We start from the raw sequence: 21,082 nt of genomic DNA, 5'->3' as shown, positions 1-21,082 counted from the left end.
CGTGGCCGACCCGGTCGAGGCGCCCACGCCCGTGGCCGTCGCGACAGCCGTGGCGCCAGCGCCGTTGCCGCCGCTGCCCCCCAGGCCAGCCCCGGCGCCGCCGCTGGCGCCACCGCTGCCTCCCGATCCACCATGGCCGCCGTTGGCGGCGGCGTTGGCGGTGGCCGCGCCTGCAGCGGGCGCCGTGGTGGCACTGGCGGCGGCCGAGCCGCCGTCGCCGCCGTTGCCGGCGTTGCCGCCGGAGACGACCGCGGTGCCGCTGCCCCCATTGCCGCCGGCACCGCCGGTGCCGCCGCTGGCGTTCGCCGTGTTGCTGCTGTCGCCATTGGGGCCTGCCGTGGCGCTGGCGCTGCCGCCGGTGCCGCCGTTGCCACCACCACCACCCGGCGACGTGCCCTGCGTGCCCGCGGTGCCGGCGGCCCCGATGTCGTTGACCGTGGCGGCCCAGGCCTGCTGGATCGCCGCGCTGAGCAGCAGCGGCACCAGCACGGCGCCCATGGCCAACGGACGGGCCATGCGGCTGGCACGGCGGGAGGTGATCGGTCGATTCATGGCAAGGCTCCTGGAGTCGGCGCGCCATCCCTTTGGGCGCACCGCATCAGCAGATGCTGCCAGTTGCAGCGCCCGCGCACCCTCCCTCGGATCAAGTTTCGAGCGCGTCGGACACCCTTGCTTTAGGGATGCCGACACGGCGCCATCTTCCGTGCGGGTTCAGCCGCGCCCGACAAAGGGCATGCCGGTGGCCATCACCGTCATGAACAGCACATTGGCCTCCAGCGGCAGGCCGGCCATCTGCACCACCGCGTCGGCCACGTGCCGCACGTGCATGCGGGCCTCGGCGCGCACGCTGCCGTCGGCCTGCGGCATGCCGGCGGCCATGGCGGTGGTCATGTCGGTGGCGGCGTTGCCGATGTCGATCTGACCCACCGCGATGTCAAAGGCGCGGCCATCGAGCGCGCAGGACTTGGTCAGCCCGGTCATCGCATGCTTGGTGGCGGTGTAGGCGGCCGAGTTGGGCCGCGGCACATGGGCCGAGATCGAGCCGTTGTTGACGATGCGCCCGCCGCGCGGCTGCTGCGCCTTCATCAGCCGGAAGGCGGCGCGGGTGCACAGGAAGGCGCCGGTCAGGTTGGTGTCCACCGCGGCGCGCCAGGCGGCCACCGGCAGGTCGTCCAGCGGCACACCGGCGGTGAAGACACCGGCGTTGTTGAACAGCAGGTCCAGGCGACCAAAGCGCTGCTGGATCTGCGCGAACAGCGCATCGACCGAGGCCTCATCCGTCACATCGGCGACGATCGCCACGCCGCGCTCGGGCGTGGGTGAGGCGTTGATCGCAGCCTGCAGCTTGTCGGCCGAGCGGCCGCTGAAGACCACGGTCCAGCCGACGGCCATCAGGGCCAGCGCGCAGGCCTGGCCAATGCCGGAGCCGGCGCCGGTGACGAGAGCGATGCGGGAAGCAGGAGGATGCATGGCGGGCTGGCAGGACGACGGGTCGGTCAGTCTGCCATGCCCGGCTGAGAGGCTGAGAGTCTTTCACTCATGCCCGCCCTGCACCTGAAAACGCCCCCGCTCATCGTTGCAAATGCTCGCCATAGCCCGAGCTATGGCTGTGCTTTGCGCCTCAATCGGAGGCGTTTGCAGGCACCTGTCGGGCACGATCGAAAAACACTCAGCCTCTGAGCCGAGATCAGGCCGCTGCGCCGGTGCCATACCCCGCCGGCGCCAGCACCTCGCCGCCCGCGCTGACCCGCACCGCGCAGTACTTGAACTCCGGGATCTTGCCGAAGGGGTCCAGCGCCGGGTTGGTCAGCAGATTGGCCGCCGCCTCGGCGTAGGCAAAGGGCATGAACACCGTGCCTTCGGGCGTGCCATCGTCGCGCCGCGCATGCAGCGTGACGCTGCCGCGGCGCGAGCTGACCGTCAGCGCATCGCCGGGCTGCAGGCCCAGCCGGTCCAGATCGGCGCCACACAGGCTGACGGTGGCCAGCGGCTCCACCGCGTCCAGCACGCGGCTGCGCCGCGTCATGCTGCCCGTGTGCCAGTGCTCGAGCTGGCGGCCGGTGATCAGCACGAAGGGGTAGTCGGCATCCGGCGGCTCGTTGCCCGGCACCAGCGAGGTGGGCACCAGGTGGACCTTGCCGTCGGCGGTGGGCACGCCGTCGGTGAAGACGATGGGCTGGCCGGGGTCGTCCTCGCTCAGGCAGGGGTAGGTGACCGAATCGGCGGCCAGCAGCCGCTCCCAGCTGACGCCGGCGATCACGCCGTGCATGGCCTGGCGCATTTCCTCGTAGACCGCGGCCACGCCGTCCTCGGGGCCCTCGTAGCGCCAGTCCAGGCCCATGCCGCGCGCCAGCTGCTGCAGGATCCACAGGTCGCGCCGCGCGTCGCCGGGCGGGGCCACGGCGGGGCGGCCCATCTGCACCATGCGGTCGGTGTTGGTGGCCGTTCCCCACTTCTCGGGCCAGGCGCTGGCGGGCAGCACCACGTCGGCCAGCCAGGCGGTCTCGGTGAGGAACAGGTCCTGCACCACCAGATGCGTCAGCGAGGCCAGGCCTTCGCGCGCATGGTTCAGGTCGGGGTCGGACATCGCCGGGTTCTCGCCCATCACGTACATCCCGCGGATCTTGTGCGGGTCGCTGTCGGGCGCCTTGGCCTTGTGCAGGATCTCGACCACGGTGTAGCCCGGCGTGGCGTCCAGCGGCGTACCCCAGAAGCGCTCGAACCAGGCATGGGCCTCGGTGTTGTTCACGCGCTGGTAGTTGGGGAACATCATCGGGATCAGGCCGGCGTCGCTGGCGCCTTGCACATTGTTCTGGCCGCGCAGCGGGTGCAGGCCGGTGCCGGGGCGGCCGATCTGGCCGGTCAGCGTGGCCAGCGCGATCAGGCTGCGCACGTTGTCGGTGCCGTGCACGTGCTGGCTGACCCCCATGCCCCACAGGATCATCGAGCCCTTGCTCTTGGCATAAGCGCGGGTGACCTCGCGGATGGTCTGCGCCGGGATGCCGCAGATCGGCGCCATCGCCTCGGGGCTGAAGCCCTGGACGCCGTCGATCACCGCCTGCAGGTTGTGCGCGCGCTGGGCCACGAAGGCGTGGTCGATCAGGTCCTCCTCGACCACCACGTAGAGCATGGCGTTGACCAGGGCCACGTCGGTGTCGGGGCGGAAGTTCAGCACCTGCCAGGCGTCACGGGCCAGCTCGGTGCGGCGCGGGTCGGCCAGCACGATCTTGGCGCCGCGGCGCGCGGCGTTCTTCATCCAGGTGGCGGCCACCGGGTGGTTGGCGGTGGGGTTGGAGCCGATGACGATGAACAGCTCGGCCAGCTCCACGTCGCGCACCGGGTTGCTGACCGCGCCCGAGCCCACGCCTTCGAGCAGCGCCGCCACGCTGGAGGCATGGCACAGCCGGGTGCAGTGGTCGACGTTGTTGCTGCCAAAGCCCACGCGCACCAGCTTCTGGAACAGGTAGGCCTCTTCATTGCTGCCCTTGGCCGAGCCGAAGCCAGCCAGCGACTTCGGGCCGTGCTGGTCGCGCAGCGCCTTCAGGCCACCCGAGGCCAGCGCCAGCGCCTCGTCCCAGCTGGCCTCGCGGAAGACCTCGGCCCACTGGTCCTGGCGCCAGGGGATGCTGGGGTCCTTGGCCACGCCCTCGCGACGCACCAGGGGCTTGGTGAGGCGCTGCGGGTGGTGGATGTAGTCGAAGCCGAAGCGGCCCTTGACGCACAGCCGCCCGCCGTTGGCCGGGCCGTCGCGGCCGGTGACGCCAACGATCTGCTCGTCCTTGACATGCCAGGTCAGCAGGCAGCCCACGCCACAGAAGGGGCAGACCGAGTCGACGCTGCGGTCGGGCATCAGGCCCGGCGGCATGGTCTTGGCCGACAGCGCGCCGGTGGGACAGGCCTGCACGCATTCGCCGCAGGCCACGCAGCTGCTCAGGCCCATCGGGTCGCCCAGGTCGAAGGCGATCTGCGCATGGGCGCCGCGGTGCAGCACACCGATGACGTCGTTGTTCTGCGTCTCGCGGCAGGCGCGCACGCAGCGGGTGCACTGGATGCAGGCGTCCAGGTTGACCGCCATCGCCGGGTGGCTGAGGTCGGCGGCGGGGGCCGGCGCGCGCAGAGCCGTGAGCGCCTCGCGCGGCTGCACGCCCAGGCGAGCGGCCCAGTCGGCCAGTTCGCCCAGCGGGCGGCCGCTTTCAAGCGCATCGGGGCGGTCGGCCAGCAGCAGCTCCAGCACCATCTGCTGGCTCTTGCGCGGGCGCTCGCCACTGACATTGACCTCCATGCCGGGCTGCACGCTGCGGCAGCACGAGGCCGCCAGCGCGCGCTCGCCCTTGACTTCCACCACGCAGGCGCGGCAGTTGCCGTCGGGGCGCAGGCCGTCGCTGTAGCACAGGCGCGGCACGTTCACGCCGTGGCGCTCGGCGGCCTTCAGGATGCTTTCGCCTTCGAAGGCTTCGGCGGGCTGGCCGTCCAGCACAAAAGCAATCATCTTCGGGAGATCGGTCATCGCGTTCACAGCCCCACCTCCTGCGGGAAATGCCGCTGCACGCAGCGGATCGGATTGGGGGCCGCCTGGCCCAGGCCGCAGATGGACGCGTCGGCCATCACCGTGGCCAGGTCCTCCAGCGTGGCGTGGTCCCAGTCGGCGCGGGCCATCAGCACGGCGGCTTTCTCGGTGCCCACGCGGCAGGGGGTGCACTGGCCGCAGCTTTCCTCGGCGAAGAAGCGCATCGCGTTGAGCGCCGCCTCGCGCGCGGTGTCGTGCTGCGACAGCACCACCACCGCCGCCGAGCCGATGAAGCAGCCATGCGGCTGCAGGGTGTCGAAGTCCAGCGGCACATCGGCCAGCGCGGCCGGCAGCAGGCCGCCCGAGGCGCCACCGGGCAGGTAGCCGTAGAGCGTGTGGCCGTCCAGCAGGCCGCCGCAGAACTCGTCGACCAGCTCGCGCAGTGTGATGCCCGCCGGCGCCAGCTTGACGCCCGGGCGCTTCACCCGCCCGCTGACCGAGTACGAGCGCAGCCCCGTGCGGCCATGGCGGCCAAAGCCGCTGAACCAGGCGGCGCCGCGCTGCACGATGTCGCGCACCCAGTACAGGGTCTCGAAGTTGTGCTCCAGCGTCGGCCGGCCGAACAGGCCCACCTCGGCGATGTAGGGCGGGCGCAGGCGGGGCTCGCCGCGCTTGCCTTCCAGGCTCTCGATCATCGCCGACTCTTCGCCACAGATGTAGGCGCCAGCGCCGCGGCGCAGCACCAGGCGCGGCAGCGCGCAGGGCGGGTCGGCCTGCAGCTCGGCCAGGGCGTGTTCCAGCACCGCGCGGGCGCCGTGGTATTCGTCGCGCAGGTACAGGTAGGCGGCCTCGCAGCCCACCACCTGGGCGGCCACCAGCACACCTTCCAGGAAGCGGTGCGGGTCGCGCTCCAGATACGTGCGGTCCTTGAAGGTGCCAGGCTCGCCCTCGTCGATGTTCACCGCCATCAGCCGCGGACCCGGGAAGCCGCGCACGATGCGCCACTTGCGGCCGGCCGGGAAACCGGCGCCGCCCAGACCGCGCAGGCCGGCGTCGGACAGCGCGCTCAGCACCGCCTCGGCGTCGCGCTCGCCGTTCACCACCTCGGCCGCCAGCGCGTAGCCGCCGGCCGCGCGGTAGGCGGCATAGCCGACGTGGGCGGGCGCGATGTCGGTGGCGGGGCCGGTCACCTCGTGCGGGCCGTGGGCGGCAGGGTCGAAGGCGCCGTCGCCCGCCGACAGCGCGTGGCGGGTGTCGCCTGCCGCGATGGCGTCCTGCACGCTGGCCAGCGTGGCCTGCGGCAGCGCGCGCTGGCCCAGCACCGCCACCGGCGCCTGCTCGCAGCGGCCCACACAGGGCGCGGGGATCACCCGCACCTCCGGGCCCACCGCGGCGGCCAGCGCGGCCATCAGCGGCGCGGCACCGGCCATCGCGCAGCTTTGGCTGTCGCACACGCGCAGCGTCATCGCCGGCGGGGTGTCGTCATCGGCCCGGAGGTCGAAGTGGTGGTAGAAGCTGGCGACTTCGGCGACCTCGGCGATGGCCAGGCCCATCTCGGCGGCCAGCGCCACCAGGTGGCCCTCGAACAGCGCGCCGTGGGCGTCCTGCAGGCGGTGCAGCTGCTCGATCAGCGTGTCGCGCGCATGCGGGCCGGCGCCGATCAGGGCGCGCACCGCGGCGCGGGCGGCGTCGCCCGGCTGGCGGCCCTTGAGGCGGCTCTTGCGCTGCAGGCGCTGGCGCAGGGCGTCGACGCTGACGGTGGTCTCCGGGGGATGGTTGGGGCTCATGGCGGCGCCTTGTTGCGCGGGGGATCCGCGGCTGCTCGGCGCACTGTACGCAGCCGCCCGCGGCGGCTCAATATGCGGCGCACGGCGCTCGCCATGTGCTGGCCAGTGCATAAATCGTTTACCCTGCCCTGTCGCCATGAAACGCATCTCGATCCGCCCCACCTGGACGATCCAGGACCCCGACGGCCCGGCCCTGCCCGTGCGGCTGGTGGAACTGCTGGTGCAGGTGCAGGCGCAGGGCAGCCTGCTGTCGGCCTGCCAGCAGCTGGGCATGTCCTACCGCCACGCCTGGGACCTGGTGCGCCAGGGCGAGGCGCTGTTCGGCAGCACGCTGCTGCACATGGAGCGCGGCAAGGGCTCCACGCTCAGCGCGCTGGGCGAGAAGCTGGTCTGGGCCGACCACCGCATCACCGCCCGGCTGGGCCCGGTGCTGGATTCGCTGGCCTCGGAGCTGGCCGCCGAGATCGGCCGCGTGGTCGAGCAGGTGCCGCCGGTGCTGCGGGTGCATGCCAGCCACGGCTTCGCGATCGAGGCGCTGTTCGAACAGTTGGGCCGCCAGGGCCTGGTGGTGGAGCGCCGCTACGGCAGCACCACCGCCGCACTGGCCGCGCTGCACGACGGTGACTGCGACGCCGCCAGCCTGCACATCCCGCAGGGCCCGTTGCAGGCCGCAGCGCTGGCCCATTACGCGCGCTGGCTGGACACCGAGGATCTGTGTGTGCTGGACATCGCCGTGCGCCGCCAGGGCCTGATGGTGCCGGCCGGCAACCCCAAGAAGCTCTACGAATTGCGCGACCTGGCGCGGCCCGATGTGCACTTCATCAACCGCGAAGCGGGCTCGGGCACCCGCTTCCTGCTGGAAGGCCTGCTGCGCGCCGAGGGCCTGGCGCCGGAGGCCATCGCCGGCTTCGAGCGCGGCGAGTACACCCACGCCGCGGTGGCCGCCTATGTGGCCAGCGGCATGGCCGACGCCGGCTTCGGCCTGGAGCCGCCGGCGCGCCAGTTCAAGCTCGACTTCATCCCGCTGGCCAGCGAGCGCTACTTCCTGCTGTGCCGCGCCAGCACCCTGGCCACGCCGGCCATGCAGCGTCTGGTCGAGACCCTGCGCGACCCCGCCTTCCGTGCCGCGGTGGACGCCCTGCCCGGCTACCACGCCGCCGACACCGGCCGCGCCTGGCCACTGCGCGAGGCCTACCCGGAGGCCTGATGGAGCGCGTCGACACCGTCGTCATCGGCGCCGGCGTGGTGGGCCTGGCCTGCGCCCGGACACTGGCCATGGCCGGGCGCGAGGTGATCATCCTGGAGAGCGAGAACGCCTTCGGCACCGCCACCAGCGCGCGCAACTCCGAGGTCATCCACGCCGGTCTGTATTACCCCGCCGGCTCGCTGCGCGCGCGGCTGTGCGTGCGGGGCAAACAGCAGCTGTACGCCTTTTGCGCCGAGCGCGGCGTGGCGCACCAGCGCTGCGGCAAGCTGGTGGTGGCCACTGAGGCCGCGGAACTGCCAGCCTTGCGACGCCTGCAGCAGCACGCCGCCGGCAACGGCGTCGATGACCTGCGCTGGCTCAGCCACGCCGAGGCCCAGGCGCTGGAGCCCGCGCTGCGCTGCGAGGCGGCACTGTTGTCGCCCTCCACCGGCATCGTCGATAGCCACGGCCTGATGCTGGCGCTGCTGGGCGAGGCCGAGGCGCATGGCGCGATGCTGGCGCTGTGCTCGCCGCTGCTGCGCGGCCGGGTGGTGGACGACGGTCTGGTGCTGGAGGTGGGCGGCGACACCGCCACCACGCTGCACGCGCGTCAGGTGATCAACGCCGCCGGCCTGCATGCCTGCGCGGTGGCCGCCGCCATCGACGGCCTGGACCCGGCCGATGTGCCACGGGCCTTCTACGCCCAGGGCGCCTACTTCACGCTCAGCGGCCGCGCGCCGTTTCGCCACCTGGTCTACCCGGTGCCCGGCGAGAGCAGCCACCTGGGCGTGCACCTGACGCTGGACCTGGGCGGCCAGGCGCGCTTCGGGCCCAGCTTCCGCTGGGTGGACGCCGTGGACTATGGGGTGGATCCGGCCGATGGCGCCGGCTTCGCCGACGCGGTGCGCCACTACTGGCCCGGCCTGCCCGAGGGCGCGCTGCAGCCCGGCTACGCGGGCGTGCGACCCAAGATCAGCGGCCCGGGCGAGCCGGCCGCCGACTTCCGCATCGACGGCCCGGCGGTGCATGGCGTGCCGGGGCTGGTGAACCTGTTCGGCATCGAGTCGCCAGGCCTGACGGCGGCGCTGGCGATCAGTGAGGAGGCGCTGCTGCGCCTGGCGCGCTGATCAGCCGGCCGACGCCGCCGAAGCCGCCACCGGTGCTGCGGGCGCGCTGGCTGGGGCGCTGGCACCTTCGGGCGCATGGATGGCTTCGGAGCCGTGCTTCTCGCCGCTCATGTCGAGCTTGTCGCCGCCCTTCATGATGATGAACATGGCCAGGCCGGCAAAGACGATGAAGCCGAGAGCGATCTTCCACATGGTGACTGTCTCCTGAGAACTGAGGGGATGGCGGATTGTGGAGGTCGCGGCTGACGCGACCCCTTCACCGAATGGGAAAGGCCCGCCAGGTGGCGGGCCTTCGGGAGCGGGTGCGGCACCGCCGGGCGGCGCCGCACCGCGGCAGGCATCAGTCGCCCGCGTAGATGTCCACGTCCTTGGTCTCCTTGACGAACAGCATGCCGACGACGAAGGTCATCGTGGCGATGATGATCGGGTACCACAGGCCGTTGTACATGTTGCCGGTCTGCGCCACGATCGCGAAGGCGGTGGTGGGCAGCAGGCCTCCGAACCAGCCGTTGCCGATGTGGTACGGCAGGCTCATCGAGGTGTAGCGGATGCGGGTGGGGAACATCTCGACCAGCATCGCGGCGATCGGGCCGTAGACCATGGTGACGTAGATCACCAGGATGGTCAGGATGCCGACGATCTTCACCTTGTCGAGCTTGGCCGGGTCGGCCTTGGTCGGGTAGCCGGCGGCCTTCAGCGCGGCCGACAGGCCGGCCTTCATCGCGGCGTCCTTGGCCTTGACGGTGGCCGCCTTGGCGTCCTTCTCGAAGCCGGCGACGGCCTCGGTGGCCTTCTTGATGTCCTCTTCCTTGCCGCCGGCGGCCTTCAGGTCCTCCAGCTTCTTGGTGGCGGCAGCCTTGGCGGCGGCGATGTCCTCGTCGCTGACCTTGGCGGCGTTGTAGCTGCTGACCACGGTGTCGCCCACCTTGATCACGGCGGTCGTGCCGGCCGGCGCGGCCACGTTCTCGTAGCTCACCGAACCTGCGGCCAGCTGTTGCTTGGCGATGTCGCAGGAGCTGGTGAACTTGACGGTGCCGGTCGGGTTGAACTGGAACGAGCACTCGGCCGGATCGGCTTCCACCACCACCTTGTTCGCGGCCTGGGCCTTGGCGAGGTCGGGGTTGGCGGCCTCGGTCAGCGCCTTGAACAGCGGGAAGTAGGTCAGCGCGGCGATCAGGCAGCCGGCCATGATGATCGGCTTGCGGCCGATCTTGTCCGACAGCGTGCCGAAGACCACGAAGAAGGGCGTGCCGATGATCAGCGACGCGGCCACCAGGATGTTGGCGGTGGCGCCGTCAACCTTCAGGGCCTGGGTCAGGAAGAACAGGGCGTAGAACTGGCCCGTGTACCAGACCACGGCCTGGCCGGCGGTCAGGCCGATCAGCGCCAGGATCACGATCTTCAGGTTCTTCCACTGGCCGAAGGACTCGGTCAGCGGCGCCTTGGAGGTCTTGCCCTCTTCCTTCATCTTCTTGAAGGCGGGCGACTCGTTCATGCTCAGGCGGATCCACACCGAGATGCCCAGCAGCACGATCGAGACGATGAACGGCACGCGCCAGCCCCACTGGGCGAAGGCTTCCTCACCGGTGAAGGTGCGGGTGCCCAGGATCACCATCAGCGACAGGAACAGGCCCAGGGTCGCGGTGGTCTGGATCCAGGCGGTGTAGGCGCCGCGCTTGCCGTGCGGCGAGTGCTCGGCCACATAGGTGGCGGCGCCACCGTACTCACCGCCCAGGGCCAGGCCCTGCAGCAGGCGCAGCACGATCAGGATCACCGGGGCGGCGACGCCGATCGAGGCGTAGTTGGGCAGGATGCCGACGATGAAGGTCGACAGGCCCATGATCAGGATGGTCACCAGGAAGGTGTACTTGCGACCGATCATGTCGCCCAGGCGGCCGAACACCAGCGCACCGAAGGGGCGCACGATGAAGCCCGCGGCGAAGGCCAGCAGCGCGAAGATGAAGGCCGAGGTCGGGTCCAGACCCGCGAAGAACTGCTTCGCGATGATCGCCGCGAGCGAGCCGTAGAGGTAGAAGTCGTACCACTCGAACACCGTACCCAACGACGAGCCGAAGATGACCTTCTTCTCCTCGGCGGTCATGGGCGCATTGGACGCCGTTGCCATATGTTGTCTCCTGTTGATGCGGGCGGACCACCACACTGACCGTGGCCCGTGGAAGGCGACTGTGTTCAGGGTCGCTGACCGCGATCTGACGCGAGGCTGAACGAAACCTGACAAAGTCAGGAGCAACCCGGACGCGCCGTTTCGCACGGTGAGATGGTGACCGGGTGTACGGGAAAATCCCGACGATCGCAGTCAGGTTCAACCGGGGCGATCACGTGCGCTGCAGGCTGGGTCAATGGCCGGCGAGCGCGGCCATCGTCGGCCTCAGACGGGCGACAGCTGCGGCGCGCAGAATCGCCCGCTCCCGCATCGACGAGCCGCCCGACATGAACACCCACGCCACCCTCATCATGGCCATCCCTGCGGGCGTGGCGGTGGCCGGCGGCGCGCTGGCCGCGCTCTGGCGTCCGTCGCATCAGCTGCGCAGCCTGATCCAGCATTTCGCGGCGGGGGTGATCCTGGCGGCGCTGGCGGTGGAGCTGCTGCCCGACATCGGCAAGGAGCACGCCACCAAGGCGGTGGTGCTGGGCGCGTTTGCCGCCGGCAGCCTGTTCATGTATGCGCTCAACCTGTGGACCGAGCGGCTGGAGCAGGCCGCCCAGGGCGCGGCCGTGGGCCTGCTGGTGGCGACCTTTGTCGATGTGGCCACCGACGGCTTCATCATCGGCGCAGGCTTCGCTGCCGGCGGCGAGACCGGCACCGTGCTGGCGCTGGGGCTGTCGGTGGAGCTGCTGTTCCTGGGGCTGGCGGTCACCTCGGAGCGCATCGCCGGGTGGCGCATCGTGGCCGTGACGGCGGCCCTGGGGCTCACCGTGATGGGCTGTGCGGTGCTGGGCAGCGCGCTGCTGGCCGGGGCCTCGCCGGCCCTGCTGGCGGGCACCTTGTCATTCAGCGCCGCGGCGCTGCTCTACCTGGTGACCGAGGAGCTGCTGATGGAGGCCCATGAGGTGGAGGAAAAGCCGATCGCCACGCTGGTGCTGTTCGGCGGCTTCCTCACCTTCTGGGGCATCCAGCTGATGGGGCATTGAAGGCGGCGCGTGGCCAGCACGCGCCGCAGCGACGCGCGTCAGGTCGCCTTGCAGGCGGTCGGGCGCCACTTGTTCGGCACGGTGGTGCCGGTCACGCATTCCCAGGTGGTGCCGTTGTCCGCCGACTTGAAGACCACCACGTAGGTCTTGGCCTGGCCTTCCTGCATGCTGTACTGGATGGCGATGTTCGGCAGGGTGCCGGTGACCGAGTCGAACTTCGAGTAGCGGCCCTTCAGGGTGGCGCTCAGTTCGGTCGGGCCCGGGCTGGCCGGCGGCGCCACATAGGCGGAGGGCAGCGTGTTGCGGTCGATCACGTAGTCGGTCAGTGGCTGCTTCAGCCCGCCGCCCAGCTCCACCGCCTCCGCCACCTGGGCGCGGGTGGTGTAGTCGTTGTAGGCGGGCAGCGCGACGGCGGCCAGGATGCCGATGATCGCCACGACGATCATCAGTTCGATCAGAGTAAAACCTTGGTGGACTCGTTGCATGGAGGTGCTCATGGTGGTTGGGTAATGCCAGGGAGCCGTTGATCGGCCCCGTCCTCCTGTTGCGAATCGCGTGCCCGGTCCCGGGACGGCCGTTCGGGCCGCGCGCACCGCTGTGACTGACCACGCGTGTCAACTGGATGCGACCAAAGCTGTCAGATGGGCACACCCTGTGACAGGTTTGGTCGGTCCGCGCGTTACCGCGTGAGGGCCTGCGCGCCACAGGGCGCGCGCTGTGGCGCCACGCCCCTCAGCCGGCGGCCAGCAGGTCCTCGCGCAGCATCGGCAAGGCGTCGACACCCCAGTAGAGGCGCCCGTCGACCTCCACCGTCGGCACGCCGAACAGGCCGCGGGCCACCGCCTGGTCGGTCAGTGCGCGCAGCTCGGCCTTGACCTCGTCGCCTTGCGGGTCGCGCAGCGGCTCAAGGTCGGCCTGCAGCGCCTGCAGGCGATGCGGGTCGTTCGGATCGGCGCCGTCGGCACACCAGGCATGGCGGAACAAGGCCTCGACGATGCGCCGCCCCGGCATCTGGCCGGCCGGCACGCACGCCAGGCCCAGGCGCAGCAGCGCCAGCGGGTTGAACGGATGGGGCTGCGGCAGTTGCAGCGGCACGCCCAGCTGGCGCGCCAGCCAGTCGACCTGGCGGTAGGTCCATTCGCGCTTGCCCGGGATCTCGGCCGGGCCCTTGTGCCCATGGGCCTTCAGCAGGCCGGCGAACAGCACCGGGCGGTAGGCCACCGCATGGCTGATGCCTTCCATCGCCTGGGGCAGCCGCTCGAAGGCCAGCCAGGCGTAGGGCGAGACCACGTCGTAGTGGAAGACCAGCGACTTCACGCGCGGGCGCTCATTCGTTGTGCACGCGGGCGCGGCGGCCGGGCAGCAGCATCCAGACGTCCATGCGCTGCTCGTCGGTCATCGTCGACCACGCCGCGATCTCCTGCAGCGTGCGGTGGCAGCCCTGGCACCAGCCGGTGTCGGGGTCGGTGCGGCAGATGCTGATGCACGGCGAAGGCACGCCGCCGGCCGGGCTGTGCGAGGTCTGCGGGGCCACGGGGTCGGTCATGGAGGGTCTCCTGGGTCAGCGGGCCTGCACGACATCGGCCACCGGCGCCGCGGTCAGGCGCGCCAGGTCGGCGAAGCTCAGGCGGAAGACGCCATTGGGGTGTCCGGCTGCGGCCCAGATCTCGTCGAAGCGGGCCAGGTCGGCGTCGATCAGCGTCACCGGCTCGGTGGCGTGGCCGATCGGGGAGACACCGCCGATCGAGTAGCCGGTGCGGGCCTTGACGAAATCGGCGTCGGCACGGCCGATGGCCCCGACCAGCGCCGCCACCTTCTTCTCGTCGACGCGCCGGTCACCGGAGGTGATGACCAGCACCGCGGCCTCATCGGACTTGCGCCGGAAGATCACGCTCTTGGCGATCTGCCCGACCGTCACGCCCAGCGCGTCGGCCGCCTCCTGGGCGGTACGCGCGGGCACGCTCAGCCACTGCGGGGCATGCGGGTGCCCGCGCTCGGCCAGCAACCGGGTGACGGCGGCAAAGGCCTGGTGCGGGGCGTCTTGCAGGGAGGTGTCGTCGGCCATGGCGGCGATTGTCGCCAAGTTCGCCACACCCCTGTTTCAGGCGGTGGCGATGGCGCCGCGGCGCAGCTGGTCGCGCTCCAGGCTCTCGAACAGGGCCTTGAAGTTGCCTTCGCCAAAGCCCTCGTCGTTCTTGCGCTGGATGAACTCGAAGAACACCGGGCCCAGCAGCGGCTGGCTGAAGATCTGCAGCAGCAGGCGCTTGTCGCCGCCAGCGGTGGAGCCGTCGACCAGGATGCCGCGGGTCTTGAGCTCGGGCACCGGCTCGCCGTGGCCGGGCAAGCGCTCCTCGAGCATCTCGTAGTAGACGTTGTTGGGCGCGGTCATCAGCGGGATGCCGGCCAGCTGCAGCTTGTCGACGGCGGCGATCAGGTCGTCGCACAGCAGCGCCACGTGCTGGATGCCCTCGCCGTTGAACTGCATCAGGAACTCCTCGATCTGGCCGCCGCCCTGCTTGGCTTCCTCGTTGAGCGGGATGCGGATCAGGCCATCGGGCGCGGTCATCGCGCGGCTGGTCAGGCCGGTGTACTCGCCCTGGATGTCGAAGTAGCGGATCTCGCGAAAGCCGAACAACTTCTCGTAGAACGCGCCCCAGTGGGCCATGCGGCCGCGGTAGACGTTGTGCGTCAGGTGGTCGACCACCTTGAAGCCGTGGCCTTCGGGGTGGCGGTTCGCCGGGTCGGCGAAGGCGGGCAGGAATTCGAAGTCGATGTCGTAGATGCTCTTGCCGTCTTCGAAGCGGTCGATCAGGTACAGCGGCGCACCGCCGATGCCCTTGACCGCCGGCAGGCGCAGCTCCATCGGGCCGGTGGGAATCTCGATCGGCTGCGCACCGCGCTCCAGCGCCAGCGCATAGGCCTTGTGCGCGTCCTTGACGCGGAAGGCCAGGCCGCAGGCTGACGGGCCGTGCTCGGCGGCGAAGTAGGCCGCCTGGCTCCGGGGCTCGCGGTTGACGATGAAGTTGATGCCGCCCTGGCGGTACAGCAGCACGTCCTTCGAGCGGTGCCGGGCGACGAGCGAGAAGCCCATCGCCTCGAACAGCGGCTCCAGGACATTCGGGGTGGGGGATGCGAACTCGACGAACTCGAACCCCATCAGGCCCATGGGGTTGTCAAACAGATCAGCCATGTGCGGCTCCTGCAGAAAGAAACGATGAACACAGGCTCCGGGCGCGGCAGGCGGCCAGGCCGGGGGCAATCAGCGCGTTTCGCAGGTTCCAGGCGGCGAGCAGGGCACGCCCCGCACGCTGCGTGCGAGGTGATCGCCGATCACACCCTGGAAGACGGAGGTCGTCATGGGGGCGCATCGTAGCCGTCGGGCCCCGCAGGCGCCAGTGGCGAAACTGCTTAACCCCAATCAAGGGTATTCCCGGAGGGTTCTGACTTGCGTCAAGCCACGCCGGAAATTACATTGACCGACCGGTCGGTCGAATAACTCGATCCGGCCCTCACCGGAGATCCCCCGCATGTACACCCAAGCCATGGACACCATGGGCAAGGACGGCGAAAGCGCCGCCGGCAAGCCCGTGCGCTCGGCCGAGGAGATGCACCTGGAACAGCGCTTCGAGGCCCGCATCGACGACGGCGGCTTCATCGAAGCCAAGGACTGGATGCCCGAGCACTACCGCAAGACGCTCACCCGCCAGATCAGCCAGCACGCGCACAGCGAGATCGTCGGCATGCTGCCCGAGGGCAACTGGGTGACCCGCGCGCCGACGCTCAAGCGCAAGGCCATCCTGCTGGCCAAGATCCAGGACGAGGGCGGCCACGGCCTGTACCTGTACGCCGCGGCCGAGACCCTGGGCACCAGCCGCGACCAGCTGCTGGGCGCGCTGCACAGCGGCAAGGCCAAGTACAGCTCGATCTTCAACTACCCGACGCTGACCTGGGCCGACGTGGGCGTGATCGGCTGGCTGGTCGACGGCGCGGCGATCATGAACCAGGTGCCGCTGTGCCGCTGCTCCTACGCGCCCTATGCGCGGGCGATGGTGCGCATCTGCCGCGAGGAGAGCTTCCACCAGCGCCAGGGCTATGACGCGCTGCTGGTGATGATGCAGCAGGGCACGCCCGAGCAGAAGGCGATGGTGCAGGACGCGGTGAACCGCTGGTGGTGGCCCTGCCTGATGATGTTCGGTCCGCCCGACGCCGAGAGCGTGCACAGCGTGCAGAGCATGCGCTGGGGCATCAAGCGCATCAGCAACGACGACCTGCGCCAGAAGTTCGTCGACGCCACCGTGCAGCAGGCCGAGGTGCTGGGCGTGACGCTGCCCGACCCCGAACTGAAGTGGAACGAACAACGCGGCCACTGGGACTTCGGCACCATCGACTGGGACGAGTTCTGGCGCGTGGTGGGCGGCGACGGCCCCTGCAACCGCGAGCGCCTGGGCATGCGCGTGAAGGCCTGGAACGACGGGGCCTGGGTGCGCGAAGCCGCCCTCGCCCACGCCCGCAAGCAAGCAACCAAGCAGGAGGCCGCATGAGCGCCGACAACACATCGAAGGAATGGCCTCTGTGGGAGGTGTTCGTCCGCAGCAAGGCGGGCCTGGACCACAAGCACTGCGGCAGCCTGCATGCGGCGGATGCCGCCATGGCCATCCAGATGGCGCGTGACGTCTACACCCGGCGCCAGGAAGGCACCAGCGTGTGGGTGGTGCTGTCCAGCCAGATCGTCGCCAGCGACCCGGGCGACAAGGACATGTTCTTCGATCCGATGGAGGACAAGGTCTACCGGCACCCGACCTTCTACAAGCTCCCCGCCAGCGTGGACCACATGTAAGGCCATGACCGCTCCCTCCATCACCCCGAGCCGCGCCCCCGCGGTGCGCTACCTGCTGCGCCTGGCCGACCTGTGCCTGATCCACGCCCAGCGCCTGGGCGAGTGGTGTGGCCACGCGCCGATCCTCGAAGAGGACATCGCGCTGACCAACCTGTCGCTGGACCTGATCGGCCAGGCCCGCGCGCTCTACACCCATGCCGGCCGGCTGGGCGCGGCCGACACCGGCGGCCAGCCGCTGGACGAGGACCAACTGGCCTTTCTGCGCGAGGAGCGCGACTACCTGAACCCGACGCTGGTGGAGCTGCCGCACAGCGCCGATGGCAGCCCGCGCGGTGAGCGTGACTTCGCCGTCACCACGCTGCGCAACGCGCTGGTCGCCACCTGGCTGCGCCTGGCCTGGGAGCGGCTGACCGAATCGTCCGACGAGGAAGTGGCCGCGATCGCCGCCAAGGCCGTCAAGGAGGCCCGCTACCACCAGCAGCACTCGGCCGACTGGGTGCTGCGCCTGGGCGATGGCACCGACGAGTCGGCGCGCCGCATGCAAAACGCCGTGGAGCAGCTGTGGCGCTTCGTGCCCGAGCTGTTCGAGGACGACGAGGTCGACGCCCACGCCGCCGCCAGCGGCCTGGGCCCGGCCGCCTCGTCGCTGAAGGAGGCCTTCGATGCCGAGATCGCCGAGCTGATGGCCGAGGCGCAGCTGAAGGCGCCCGCCGTCGGCGTGTTCCGCAGCACCGGCCGGCGCGGCGTGCACAGCGAGCACCTGGGCTTCATCCTGGCCGAGATGCAGCACCTGCAGCGCGCCTATCCCGGGGGCGCCTGGTGACCTCTGTCGTCACCGAGCGCATCCAGCAAGCCTGGACCGTGCTCCAACAGGTCCCCGACCCCGAAGTCCCCGCGATCTCGGTGTGCGAGCTGGGCATCGTGCGCGACGTGCAGCAGGCCGATGACGGCGCGCTGGAGGTGGTGCTCACGCCCACCTATTCCGGCTGCCCAGCCACCGAAGTGATCGAGCGCAGCGTGCTGGACGCGCTGTCCGCCGCGCAGCTGGGCCCGGCCCGCGCGCTCACCCGCCGCCACCCCGCCTGGACCACCGACTGGATCAGCGACGAGGGCCGGCGCAAGCTGCGCGAGTACGGCATCGCGCCGCCCGGCCGCACCACGCCGGCCGACACCGCCCCGATCCGCATCGTGCGCCGCCAGCGCGAGGCCAGCGTGGCCTGCCCCCGCTGCGACAGCCCGCAGACCGAGCGCCTGAGCGCCTTCGGCTCCACCGCCTGCAAGGCCCTGTACCGCTGCCTGGCCTGCCGCGAACCCTTCGAGCACTTCAAACCCATCTGAAGGCCTCTTCTCGATGAGCACCCCCCTCTTCCACCCCTTGCGCGTGCGCGCCATCGAACCCGACACCGCCGAAGCGGTGATCGTCAGCTTCGACGTGCCGCCCGAGTTGCGCGAGACCTTCGCCTTCACCCAGGGCCAGTACCTGACGCTGCGCGCCACCGTCGACGGCGAGGACCTGCGCCGCTCGTACTCGATCTGCGCTGGCGTGGACGATGGCGAGCTGCGCGTGGGCGTGCGCCAGGTCAAGGGCGGCCGCTTTTCCAACTGGGTCAACCAGCAGCTCAAGGTGGGCGACGCGGTGCAGGTGATGGCGCCGCAGGGCCGCTTCTTCGTGCAGCTGCAGCCCGCAGCGCGCCGGCACTTCGTCGGCATTGCCGGCGGCAGCGGCATCACGCCGATCCTGTCGATCATGAAGACGGTGTTGGCGCGCGAGCCGCTGAGCCGCTTCACCTTGCTGTATGCCAACCGCGCGCTGGCCTCGACGATGTTCAAGGAAGAGATCGAGGACCTGAAGAACCAGTACCTGACACGCGTGGTGCTGCACCATGTGTTCAGCGACGAGCCCACCGAGTCGCCGATCAACCACGGCCTGATGAACCGAGACAAGCTGGGCGAGTTCCTGAGCACGCTGGTGCCGGCCGCCACGATCGACCACGCCTTCGTTTGCGGCCCTTTCCAGATGAACGATGAGGCTGAGGCCGCGCTGAAGGCCGCGGGCGTGCCCGCCGAGGGCATCCACATCGAGCGCTTCGGTGTGCCGCAGGACAAGAAGGTGGACGCCATCGTCCACCAGGCCCAGCCCGGCGATGCCGAGCAGGCCCGCGTGACCATCGTGCGCGACGGCCTGAAGCGCGAGATCGCCTTCCACAAGGACCAGCCCAGCATCCTGGACGCCGCCAGCGCCGCCGGCCTGGAGGTGCCGTTCTCCTGCACCTCCGGTGTCTGCGGTACCTGCCGCGCCAAGGTGCTGGAAGGCCAGGTGCGCATGGAGCGCAACTTCGCGCTGGAAGCCGCCGACGTGGCCGCCGGCTTCGTGCTGTGCTGCCAGGCGCACCCGCTGACCGAACGAGTCCTCCTCTCCTTCGACGAGAAATGATGCAACTCCAGTCCTACATCGCCGGCCGCTGGGTCGGCCGCGAGGCCGCGCAGACGCTGCGCAGCGCCATCAACGGCCAGCCGGTGGCCACCACCCACGCCGAGGCGATCGACTTCGCCGAGGCGGTGCACCACGCGCGCACCGTCGGCGTGGCGAACCTGCTGAAGCTCGATTTCCAGCAGCGCGCCGCGATCCTCAAAGCACTGGCCAAGTACCTGAACGAGCGCAAGGAGCAGCTCTACGCGGTGTCGGCCCACACCGGCGCCACGCGCGCCGACAGCTGGATCGACATCGAAGGCGGCACCGGCACGCTGTTCGCGTACGCCAGCAGCGGCAGCAACGAGCTGCCCTCAGGCAATGTGTGGCATGAGGGCCCGGCGCTGTCGCTGGGCAAGCAGGGCCAGTTCGCCGGCACCCATATCCTGGTGCCGCGCCGCGGCCTGGCGGTGCACATCAACGCCTTCAACTTCCCCATCTGGGGCCTGCTGGAGAAGTTCGCGCCGAGCTTCCTGGCCGGCATGCCCTGCATCGGCAAGCCCGCCAGCGCCACCAGCTACCTGACCGAGGCGGCGATGCGGCTGATCGTCGACAGCGGCCTGCTGCCAGAGGGGGCCCTGCAGCTGGTGATCGGCTCCACTGGCGACCTGCTCGACCGCCTGGACGGCCGCGACGTGGTCACCTTCACCGGCTCGGCCGACACCGCCGCCAAGCTGCGCGTGCACCGCAACGTGATCGCGAAGAGCATCCCGTTCAACGCCGAGGCCGACTCGCTGAACTGCGCGATCCTGGCGCCCGACGCGGTGCCCGGCTCGCCCGAGTTCGACCTCTTCCTCAAGGAAGTGGCGCGCGAGATGACAGTCAAGGCTGGCCAGAAGTGCACCGCGATCCGCCGCGCCATCGTGCCGCGGGCTCATCTGGATGCCGTGGCCAGCGCGCTGCGCGATCGCCTGGCCAAGGTGGTGGTGGGCGACCCGGCGGTCGACGGCGTCAAGATGGGCGCACTGGCCAGCGCCGACCAGCAGCGCGACGTGGCCGAGCGCGTGGCGGCGCTGATCGAGGGCGGCGCGCGTCCGGTCTTCGGCGCCAGCGATGGCTTCGCGCCGCGCGGCGAGGGCGTGGCCGAGGGCGCCTTCTTCGCGCCCACGCTGCTGCTGGCCGAGCGCGCGCTGCACACCCCCGCTGTGCACGAGCTGGAGGCCTTCGGCCCGGTCAGCACGCTGATGCCCTACGACGACCTGGACGAGGCGGTGGCGCTGGCCGCGATGGGCCAGGGCAGCCTGGTCGGCTCGCTGGTCACCCACGACCCGGCCGTGGCTGCGCGCGTGGTGCCCGAGGTGGCGGCGCTGCATGGCCGCATCCTGGTGCTGGACCGCGACGCCGCGCCCGAATCCACCGGCCACGGCAGCCCGCTGCCGATGCTCAAGCACGGCGGCCCCGGCCGCGCCGGCGGCGGTGAGGAGCTGGGCGGCACCCGAGCGGTCAAGCACTACCTGCAGCGCGCCGCGCTGCAGGGCTCACCCACGATGCTGGCCGCGGTGACGGGAGAGTACGTCCGCGGCGCCGCCCGCATCGAGACCGAGGTCCACCCCTTCCGCCGCCACTTCGAGGAGCTGCAGATCGGCGAGAGCCTGCTGACGCATCGCCGCACGGTGAGTGAGGCCGACATCGTCAACTTCGGCGGCATCTCGGGCGATTACTTCTACATGCACTTCGACGCCATCGCCGCCAAGGACACTGCCTTCGGCCAGCGCATCGCCCACGGCTACTTCGTGCTGTCGGCGGCGGCTGGCCTCTTCGTCAGCCCGGCCCCGGGCCCGGTGCTGGCCAACTACGGGCTGGACACGCTGCGCTTCGTCAAGCCGGTGGCGATCGGCGACACCATCCAGGCGCGCCTGACCGCCAAGCGCAAGATCGACCGCATGAAGGTCGACGCGCAGGGCCGCGGCCAGGGCGTGGTGGCCTGGGACGTCGAGGTGACGAACCAGGCGGGTGAGCTGGTGGCCAGCTACGACATCCTGACGCTGGTGGCCAAGAAGGGCTGAGCGCCGTGC

19 protein-coding genes and 1 pseudogene are annotated in these 21,082 nt (G+C 70.6%); 9 read left to right on the top strand and 11 right to left on the bottom strand.

Annotated features, from left to right (window positions below):
* The 4 genes and pseudogenes from KAK06_RS10535 to KAK06_RS10520 form a co-directional block, all read right to left on the bottom strand.
* Positions 1-552: pseudogene (locus KAK06_RS10535) on the bottom strand (hypothetical protein); the annotation flags it as partial.
* Positions 553-711: 159 nt separating this feature from the next.
* On the bottom strand, positions 712-1,470 hold the full coding sequence (locus tag KAK06_RS10530) for an SDR family oxidoreductase (protein WP_210802029.1): 759 nt from the start codon (positions 1,468-1,470) through the stop codon (positions 712-714).
* A 217-nt stretch (positions 1,471-1,687) separates the two neighbouring features.
* Positions 1,688-4,507: a formate dehydrogenase subunit alpha gene (gene fdhF, locus KAK06_RS10525; protein ID WP_210802028.1), complete on the bottom strand. Its 2,820-nt coding sequence runs from the start codon at positions 4,505-4,507 to the stop codon at positions 1,688-1,690.
* Positions 4,508-4,512: 5 nt separating this feature from the next.
* Positions 4,513-6,294 carry an NADH-ubiquinone oxidoreductase-F iron-sulfur binding region domain-containing protein gene (locus KAK06_RS10520; RefSeq protein WP_210802027.1) on the bottom strand — a complete coding sequence of 594 codons (1,782 nt, stop codon included), beginning with the start codon at positions 6,292-6,294 and terminating at the stop codon, positions 4,513-4,515.
* 136 nt (positions 6,295-6,430) lie between these two features.
* Here KAK06_RS10520 and KAK06_RS10515 point away from each other — a divergent pair, with 136 nt between their 5' ends.
* Both KAK06_RS10515 and KAK06_RS10510 read left to right on the top strand, forming a co-directional pair.
* Positions 6,431-7,501, top strand: coding sequence for a substrate-binding domain-containing protein (locus KAK06_RS10515; RefSeq protein WP_210802026.1), 1,071 nt, complete (start codon positions 6,431-6,433; stop codon positions 7,499-7,501).
* Entirely contained in the window at positions 7,501-8,607 is a 1,107-nt protein-coding gene (locus tag KAK06_RS10510; RefSeq protein WP_210802025.1) for an NAD(P)/FAD-dependent oxidoreductase, read from the top strand. Before KAK06_RS10515 ends, KAK06_RS10510 begins: the two co-directional genes overlap by 1 nt.
* Here KAK06_RS10510 and KAK06_RS10505 read toward each other — a convergent pair whose 3' ends face one another.
* Positions 8,608-8,799 (bottom strand): hypothetical protein, encoded by a 192-nt coding sequence (locus KAK06_RS10505; protein WP_210802024.1) that lies wholly within the window; start codon positions 8,797-8,799, stop codon positions 8,608-8,610.
* 148 nt (positions 8,800-8,947) lie between these two features.
* On the bottom strand, positions 8,948-10,732 hold the full coding sequence (locus KAK06_RS10500) for an MFS transporter (protein WP_210802023.1): 1,785 nt from the start codon (positions 10,730-10,732) through the stop codon (positions 8,948-8,950).
* Between the two features lie 326 nt (positions 10,733-11,058).
* Between KAK06_RS10500 and KAK06_RS10495 the strand changes: the two genes are divergently transcribed.
* On the top strand, positions 11,059-11,760 hold the full coding sequence (locus KAK06_RS10495; protein WP_210802022.1) for a ZIP family metal transporter: 702 nt from the start codon (positions 11,059-11,061) through the stop codon (positions 11,758-11,760).
* A gap of 38 nt (positions 11,761-11,798) precedes the next feature.
* Here KAK06_RS10495 and KAK06_RS24145 read toward each other — a convergent pair whose 3' ends face one another.
* From KAK06_RS24145 to hppD, 5 genes are all read right to left on the bottom strand, one after another.
* The gene (locus KAK06_RS24145) at positions 11,799-12,245 is read right to left on the bottom strand and encodes a pilin (RefSeq protein WP_310738700.1); all 447 of its coding nucleotides are present in this window, start codon (positions 12,243-12,245) and stop codon (positions 11,799-11,801) included.
* A 247-nt stretch (positions 12,246-12,492) separates the two neighbouring features.
* On the bottom strand, positions 12,493-13,077 hold the full coding sequence (locus KAK06_RS10485; protein ID WP_210802020.1) for a 2-hydroxychromene-2-carboxylate isomerase: 585 nt from the start codon (positions 13,075-13,077) through the stop codon (positions 12,493-12,495).
* A 10-nt stretch (positions 13,078-13,087) separates the two neighbouring features.
* On the bottom strand, positions 13,088-13,306 hold the full coding sequence (locus KAK06_RS10480) for a DUF1289 domain-containing protein (RefSeq protein WP_210802018.1): 219 nt from the start codon (positions 13,304-13,306) through the stop codon (positions 13,088-13,090).
* Positions 13,307-13,321: 15 nt separating this feature from the next.
* Positions 13,322-13,825, bottom strand: a complete 504-nt coding sequence (locus KAK06_RS10475; RefSeq protein ID WP_210802016.1) for a YbaK/EbsC family protein — start codon at positions 13,823-13,825, stop codon at positions 13,322-13,324.
* A 36-nt stretch (positions 13,826-13,861) separates the two neighbouring features.
* Complete coding sequence (gene hppD / locus KAK06_RS10470) at positions 13,862-14,950, bottom strand: 4-hydroxyphenylpyruvate dioxygenase (RefSeq protein WP_210802014.1); 1,089 nt, start codon at positions 14,948-14,950, stop codon at positions 13,862-13,864.
* Between the two features lie 337 nt (positions 14,951-15,287).
* Here hppD and paaA point away from each other — a divergent pair, with 337 nt between their 5' ends.
* From paaA to paaZ, 6 genes are read left to right on the top strand one after another with little or no spacing between them, the layout of a single operon-like run.
* Positions 15,288-16,301, top strand: coding sequence for a 1,2-phenylacetyl-CoA epoxidase subunit PaaA (gene paaA, locus KAK06_RS10465; protein WP_210802012.1), 1,014 nt, complete (start codon positions 15,288-15,290; stop codon positions 16,299-16,301).
* Entirely contained in the window at positions 16,298-16,597 is a 300-nt protein-coding gene (paaB, locus tag KAK06_RS10460) for a 1,2-phenylacetyl-CoA epoxidase subunit PaaB (protein WP_210802010.1), read from the top strand. The genes paaA and paaB overlap by 4 nt, the downstream gene beginning before the upstream one ends.
* Positions 16,598-16,601: 4 nt before the next feature.
* The gene (gene paaC / locus KAK06_RS10455; protein ID WP_210802008.1) at positions 16,602-17,420 is read left to right on the top strand and encodes a 1,2-phenylacetyl-CoA epoxidase subunit PaaC; all 819 of its coding nucleotides are present in this window, start codon (positions 16,602-16,604) and stop codon (positions 17,418-17,420) included.
* Positions 17,414-17,935, top strand: coding sequence for a 1,2-phenylacetyl-CoA epoxidase subunit PaaD (gene paaD / locus KAK06_RS10450; RefSeq protein ID WP_375140887.1), 522 nt, complete (start codon positions 17,414-17,416; stop codon positions 17,933-17,935). Before paaC ends, paaD begins: the two co-directional genes overlap by 7 nt.
* Positions 17,936-17,948: 13 nt before the next feature.
* Positions 17,949-19,031: a 1,2-phenylacetyl-CoA epoxidase subunit PaaE gene (gene paaE / locus KAK06_RS10445; RefSeq protein WP_210802004.1), complete on the top strand. Its 1,083-nt coding sequence runs from the start codon at positions 17,949-17,951 to the stop codon at positions 19,029-19,031.
* Positions 19,028-21,073 carry a phenylacetic acid degradation bifunctional protein PaaZ gene (gene paaZ, locus KAK06_RS10440; protein WP_210802002.1) on the top strand — a complete coding sequence of 682 codons (2,046 nt, stop codon included), beginning with the start codon at positions 19,028-19,030 and terminating at the stop codon, positions 21,071-21,073. The genes paaE and paaZ overlap by 4 nt, the downstream gene beginning before the upstream one ends.
* Positions 21,074-21,082 lie beyond the last annotated feature (9 nt).

This window comes from Ideonella aquatica (genome assembly GCF_018069755.1).
GTDB lineage: Bacteria > Pseudomonadota > Gammaproteobacteria > Burkholderiales > Burkholderiaceae_C > Ideonella > Ideonella aquatica.
The sequence above is the reverse complement of the archived record's forward strand: the minus strand, read 5'-3'. Positions and strand labels throughout refer to the sequence as shown.

What these genes read in the sequence shown, in the direction of transcription:
- paaC (WP_210802008.1), top strand. Translation starts at nt 16,602, where the DNA reads ATGACCGCTCCCTCCATCACCCCGAGCCGCGCCCCCGCGGTGCGCTAC.
- KAK06_RS10520 (WP_210802027.1), bottom strand. Translation starts at nt 6,294, where the DNA reads ATGAGCCCCAACCATCCCCCGGAGACCACCGTCAGCGTCGACGCCCTG.
- paaE (WP_210802004.1), top strand. Translation starts at nt 17,949, where the DNA reads ATGAGCACCCCCCTCTTCCACCCCTTGCGCGTGCGCGCCATCGAACCC.
- KAK06_RS10510 (WP_210802025.1), top strand. Translation starts at nt 7,501, where the DNA reads ATGGAGCGCGTCGACACCGTCGTCATCGGCGCCGGCGTGGTGGGCCTG.
- KAK06_RS10505 (WP_210802024.1), bottom strand. Translation starts at nt 8,799, where the DNA reads ATGTGGAAGATCGCTCTCGGCTTCATCGTCTTTGCCGGCCTGGCCATG.
- hppD (WP_210802014.1), bottom strand. Translation starts at nt 14,950, where the DNA reads ATGGCTGATCTGTTTGACAACCCCATGGGCCTGATGGGGTTCGAGTTC.
- KAK06_RS10500 (WP_210802023.1), bottom strand. Translation starts at nt 10,732, where the DNA reads ATGGCAACGGCGTCCAATGCGCCCATGACCGCCGAGGAGAAGAAGGTC.
- KAK06_RS10495 (WP_210802022.1), top strand. Translation starts at nt 11,059, where the DNA reads ATGAACACCCACGCCACCCTCATCATGGCCATCCCTGCGGGCGTGGCG.
- fdhF (WP_210802028.1), bottom strand. Translation starts at nt 4,507, where the DNA reads ATGACCGATCTCCCGAAGATGATTGCTTTTGTGCTGGACGGCCAGCCC.
- paaA (WP_210802012.1), top strand. Translation starts at nt 15,288, where the DNA reads ATGTACACCCAAGCCATGGACACCATGGGCAAGGACGGCGAAAGCGCC.
- paaB (WP_210802010.1), top strand. Translation starts at nt 16,298, where the DNA reads ATGAGCGCCGACAACACATCGAAGGAATGGCCTCTGTGGGAGGTGTTC.
- KAK06_RS24145 (WP_310738700.1), bottom strand. Translation starts at nt 12,245, where the DNA reads ATGCAACGAGTCCACCAAGGTTTTACTCTGATCGAACTGATGATCGTC.
- KAK06_RS10530 (WP_210802029.1), bottom strand. Translation starts at nt 1,470, where the DNA reads ATGCATCCTCCTGCTTCCCGCATCGCTCTCGTCACCGGCGCCGGCTCC.
- KAK06_RS10475 (WP_210802016.1), bottom strand. Translation starts at nt 13,825, where the DNA reads ATGGCCGACGACACCTCCCTGCAAGACGCCCCGCACCAGGCCTTTGCC.
- paaZ (WP_210802002.1), top strand. Translation starts at nt 19,028, where the DNA reads ATGATGCAACTCCAGTCCTACATCGCCGGCCGCTGGGTCGGCCGCGAG.
- KAK06_RS10515 (WP_210802026.1), top strand. Translation starts at nt 6,431, where the DNA reads ATGAAACGCATCTCGATCCGCCCCACCTGGACGATCCAGGACCCCGAC.
- KAK06_RS10480 (WP_210802018.1), bottom strand. Translation starts at nt 13,306, where the DNA reads ATGACCGACCCCGTGGCCCCGCAGACCTCGCACAGCCCGGCCGGCGGC.